This is a genomic window from Actinophytocola sp. (genome assembly GCF_036002505.1).
In the GTDB taxonomy this organism is placed as follows: domain Bacteria; phylum Actinomycetota; class Actinomycetes; order Mycobacteriales; family Pseudonocardiaceae; genus DASYTH01.
The window spans coordinates 1-4908 of the sequence record NZ_DASYTH010000001.1 but is presented as its reverse complement, the minus strand read 5'-3'; the positions used below and the strand labels follow the sequence as shown (position 1 = coordinate 4908).

Sequence of the window (4908 nt, the reverse complement as noted above, 5' to 3'; positions counted from 1 at the left end):
CGCTGCCGGAGGCCGACGTGGTGATCTCCACGTTGCCCGGCGGTGCGGCAGATGGGGTCCGGGCGGACAGGTGGGCGGCCGGCACGGTCGTACTGGACGTGGTGTACGCGCCATGGCCGACACCGTTCGCCGCCGGGGCGGCGGCGAACGGGTGCCGGGTGGTAAGCGGCTTGGCAGTGCTGCTGCACCAGGCGGTTGCCCAGGTCGAGCTGATGACCGGGCGGCCCGGTCCGGTCGAGGCGATGCGTGCAGCGTTGGACGCCGCGGTACGCGCCCGTCAGGGCTGAGCCTTCCGGTGGACGCTGAACAGGCGGTGAGCGGGGTGGACGTTCGGCTGGTGACCGGCGACGGTGTCGCGCGGCGCGAGGTCGGTGACCTCGAGAAGCTGCTCGGCCACGGCGAGGGCGTGGTGTGGGTGGATGTTCCGGCCTGCGACGCCGAGGCCAGCCGGGTGTTGTCGGAGGTGTTCGGTTTCCATCCGCAGGCGGTACGCGACTGCGAGCAACGCAACCCGGTGCCGAAAGTGCACGTCTACCCCGATCACGTGTTCGTCGTGCTGCATGCCCCGGAGCCCGGCGCCAGCGGGCACGTGCACTTCGTCGAGTTGGACCAGTTCGTCGGGCCGAACTACTTCGTGACCGTGCACGGCCCGCTCAACCCCGCGGTCGACCCGGACGCGGCGCGGGTGGAGACCAGCACCCTCGCCCGGCGGCTGGACAGCGGACGACTACGCCCTACGTCGGCGTTCGAACTGTCCTTTCACGTCGTAACAGCGCTCACCGGGCGGATGCGGGCGTACCTAACGGTGCTGACCCAGGAGGTGTGGACGCTCGAACAGCAGGTCACCGCCGGCCAGATGGGTGATCCCGAGCAGTTCCTGGACGCGATGTTCCGGGTCCGGCACGGGCTGCTGGCCCTCCGCACGATGGCGATGCTCAGCCGGGAGGTCTACGGCCGGATGGCCACCCTCACGGTCTTCGGCACTGGAACAGGCCAGTCACTGCTGACCGACATCGTGGACCAGTTCCAGCGCATCGCCACCATGGCCGACGGCCAGAAGGACTACCTGCAGGGCGTCATCGAGTTCTACCAGACCCGGACCAACACCAAGATGACCATCGCCGCCGAACGACTCGCTGTCATCGCCGCGGTCACCCTGCCGGTCACCGCGCTGTCCTCGGTGGTAGGCATGAACGTCATCGTCAACGACTCGACCCACTACGGGGTGCTCGTGGTGTTGCTCGCAGTCATGGTGGTTATGTCGGCCGCTCTGCTCGTCTGGGCCAAACGAAAGGGATGGTGGTGATCCGATCGGGCAGCCATTGAGAGTCATCCACACGGCCGACGCGCCCGCGCACGCCGGTCCAGTGCCGCAGGCATTGGCGTCCGGCGGCTGGATCTTCGTATCCGCCCTATTCGGCGCGTATCCCGACAACAGGCAACTGCCCAACGAAGCCGGCGCCGAGGCCGGCCAGCTTCTCACCAACCTCGCCGCGATTCTCGCGGCGGCCGGAGCCGATCTGACCGATGTGGTGCGGGTGGGCATCTTCATGAAGCATCTTCAGCGGGACCGACCGGCTTTCAACGAGGCCTGGGTCCGGCACTTCGGCGAGCACCGCCCGGCTCGCACCGCGGTAGAGGTCAGCGATTTCGCCGCCCCGGCGAGAACGCCCGATTCATGATCGAGGCCATGGCCCTCGCCCAGCCGGCACCGTAACCGCGTCATCGCGGCGTTGTGCCACCGGTGACAACACCGGCGGCACAACCGCTCCGCAGTGAGCCTGCCGAGCCGGGTGGGGTCCTGATTGCGGAGGCGGAGGTGCCACCGGCGGCACAACCGCTCCGCAGTGAGCCCGCGGAGCCGGGTGGGGTCCTGATTGCGGAGGCGGAGGTGCCACCGGCGGCACTCCCTGCACGCGGAGCCGAAGAATTCATGGTGCTGCGGGTCAGCGCAACACAAAGGGAGGCCCGTGAGACCTCGGTCAACCCATTAGATAGGAGAAGACATTGGACTCACGGGGCCTACCGCGTTGAGCTCCGACGTGCTGTACGACTCACTACTCGCCTCGGTCCAGCGCCCACTTCACCACCCCCACGGACCTCGGCTTCTCTCCACCGGGTCCTCCCCAGGAGGCGCTCCGCGACTACCCTTCTCTGACGTTCGATTGGCGTGACAGTCGACAAGAACTCTCGGCAGTTCGGATTGTGCGCTCACCACGAGACCCGGTCAAGGCGTCGCGCTAACCCTCACGGAGGGTGAACCACATTTCGAGGTCGCCACCCCGACGCCCGTCGCCGCTGGGCAGGTTGACCTCCTTCCGGCCTCCCTCGGGGAAGCCGAAGACCTCACCGTCGAGGCTGACGCGCGGGTCGCCGTCCGCCCAGATGAAATTTCCCTTGATGACCAGGTGGGCGAGCACACCGCGGAAACCTTGGGGGGTCAGGATCTGGAACAGCTTGTCCCGGAGCCAGGCGGCTGTCTTGGGGTTGGGCTCCCAGCTGAGGATCCCCGGCCCCACCTCCGCCACCGCCGCGGCGAGGGTGACCGGCACCGTGCCGATCGCGGCCACCTGCCATGCTGCGACATCCGGTTGGGTGAACGGGAACGGCAGGTCGATCGTGACGATCATGACCGGGTTGCCTTTGACGATCGGATCGACCGGGCGATCGAGATGGGCGTGGATCCCGCCGGACAGCAAGCCGACCGGGACCGCGCTGTCGTTCCTGAGCTCGCTCTCGGGCGGCCCCACCAGGGTAAGGCGCTCCACGTGGACGCCGGGATCCCGCCCGGTCGTCGTCGTGCACAGGATGTCAATCGCCTGCTGAACGGTGTCCGCCCCGGCCAACGGCTCGCAGGTAGGCGTGTAGGCGACCGCGGCGGCCACGCTTAGGTTGGCTGTGAACAGCACGGTGGTCGGCGCGGCGGTGGGGTTAGGTCCCGCTGAGGTGAGTGTCGCCAGGAGTTGCTGGCTGGTCGGGCCGGCCGGGTCCGGCTGCCAGACGCAGGCCGCGATTCCATCCGGTCCTGTGGTCACCGCCATGGTGGTCGACGTCGAGCCGGGAAGGTCCGCCAAGGTCGCCGCGACCCGGCCGTTGCTCGGCGCCTCGAAGAGCACCTTCGCCTCTTGCAGGGGACCGCAGTCGTTGGCGGCCAGGACGCGGAGGGGCTGTGGCAGTCCCTGGCCGGGCATGGCTTCCTGACCGTCGCCGCTGGCTGAGGTGAGGGTGGTGAGGGTGCTGAGCGTGTCAACGGCGTCCTGAACAGTGGCCGCCGCGGCGAGCGTCTGGCACTTCTTGACCTGGGTGTCGAACGCCACCTCGCCGGCGATGCTGAGGTTGGCGGTGAAGCGGATCGGAGGCAGGTCGGAGGGCTGGCCGGTGTCGTCGAGCAGGGTTGCTACGACGTGCTGCACCGGGTTGCCGGGTCTCGGGTCGAGAGTCCACGAGCCGCTCGCCACCCCGTGCTCGTCGGTCAGCACGTTGGCGATCTTGACCCCGTTGACGTCACCGAGGTTGCCGGCGACGGCAAACCGCGCGGTCGCCCCTTTGACCGGATAGCGCCCGTTCGCCACCCGCACCCGCAGCGGCTCGGGCAGCGGTCCTGGGATCACGGGCGCCAGCCCGGTCAGATTCGGGGCGATCTCCTGCCCGTCCCCGCCCAGGTAGGTGAGGCTCAGCAGGCCGGTGAGCGGCGGGAACAACCGCCTGCAGTCGCCGGCGAGCTGCCAGGTGACGCCGTCGGCCTTGACCTGGAGCTGCGCGAGCGCCGCGAAACGGTGCTCGACGCCCTCTGGCGCGAGGAGGGCCGGCTTGGTGGCGTCGACCGGGTTGCGGGGCCATTCGACCTCGTGCGTCAGGCTGCGCGCGGGGACGGTCCAGTAGTCGCCCGACCGGAAGCTCCCCCCACCGAACTGGACTTGGACGCCGCCCTCCAGGTCGAGGAACTGGCCCACCGCGACCGCCAAGGCGCCCGCCGAGTCCCACCTCCGGACGGTCGGCTGGTCATCGAAGCCGGAGAGCGATGCCGCCGTGCCGCCCGGCCAGGCGCGCACGGTGAGCTCGGTCCCTTGCACCTTGCTCAGCTCGACGAGCAGGCCGGGCTCCCCGCGGAGGCTCCGGCCGCGGTCGGACAGCTCGACCCATTGGCCGGCGGCGAAACCCGACAGCGCGTCGCGGTTGGGATGCGACACCGTGAGGATGGACGTCACCGGGTCGATCGCGGTCAGCCCGGCCAGGATGCTGCCATTGTCACGCGACCACACGAACGTGGCCACGCGGCGCACCTTGGCCCCCGCGCCGCCGACGAGGCTCGTCAGATCCGCGTCCAGCTCGAGCGTGCGGTTCGCCTCGTCCGCCGCGACGATCATGCCCACCGGGCCGACCGCGTTGGCGCCGTCGGTCGCCGGGCTGAACACTTCCACGACCTGCCCGGCCAGCCAAGGCCAGCCACCGAGCGACCAGTCGCTGACATTAGCGATCTTGACGCGGCTGGCGCTGGTGACGGTCACGCCGGCGGCGACCGTCGCCGCCGGACGCGGCCAGGCCAGCGCGGTCCCGCTGTCGCGGATCTCCACTCGGTAGAGCTGGTTGTCGAGGCGGCGGTAGCCGGCGCCCGCCGGCACCAGGCAGTCGCTGGCGACCTCCGCTGCCTGCTCCGCCTGCGCGGCCATGGTGCCGTCGGCGACCGCCCCTGGCGGCGTCCAGCCGGGCCCGAACGCGCTGCACGGCGTAGAGACGGGGCCAGCCACCTTGACCTGCCAGACGGTCTTCAGGCGCGTGGTGGTATCGGGGCCACCCAAAGCCGCCTCGCGAATGCTCTCCTCCTCCGGCGACTGCTCCAGCGACGAGATGTGCTGCTGCCACACGTCGAGGTAGACGAGGTAGCGGTTGCCGGCCGTTCCGGTCAGC

3 protein-coding genes and 1 pseudogene are annotated in these 4908 nt (G+C 69.7%); 3 read left to right on the top strand and 1 reads right to left on the bottom strand.

The window, feature by feature from the left end; genetic code table 11:
- The 3 genes and pseudogenes from VGR06_RS00020 to VGR06_RS00010 form a co-directional block, all read left to right on the top strand.
- Positions 1–287, top strand: a pseudogene (locus tag VGR06_RS00020) (shikimate dehydrogenase); the annotation flags it as partial.
- 8 nt (positions 288–295) lie between these two features.
- Positions 296–1306: a magnesium transporter CorA family protein gene (locus tag VGR06_RS00015; protein ID WP_327556804.1), complete on the top strand. Its 1011-nt coding sequence runs from the start codon at positions 296–298 to the stop codon at positions 1304–1306.
- A gap of 16 nt (positions 1307–1322) precedes the next feature.
- On the top strand, positions 1323–1682 hold the full coding sequence (locus VGR06_RS00010; RefSeq protein WP_327556803.1) for a RidA family protein: 360 nt from the start codon (positions 1323–1325) through the stop codon (positions 1680–1682).
- A 558-nt stretch (positions 1683–2240) separates the two neighbouring features.
- Here the strand turns inward: VGR06_RS00010 and VGR06_RS00005 are convergent.
- On the bottom strand, positions 2241–4908 hold a 2668-nt coding region (locus tag VGR06_RS00005), incomplete at its 5' end, for a DUF6519 domain-containing protein (protein WP_327556802.1).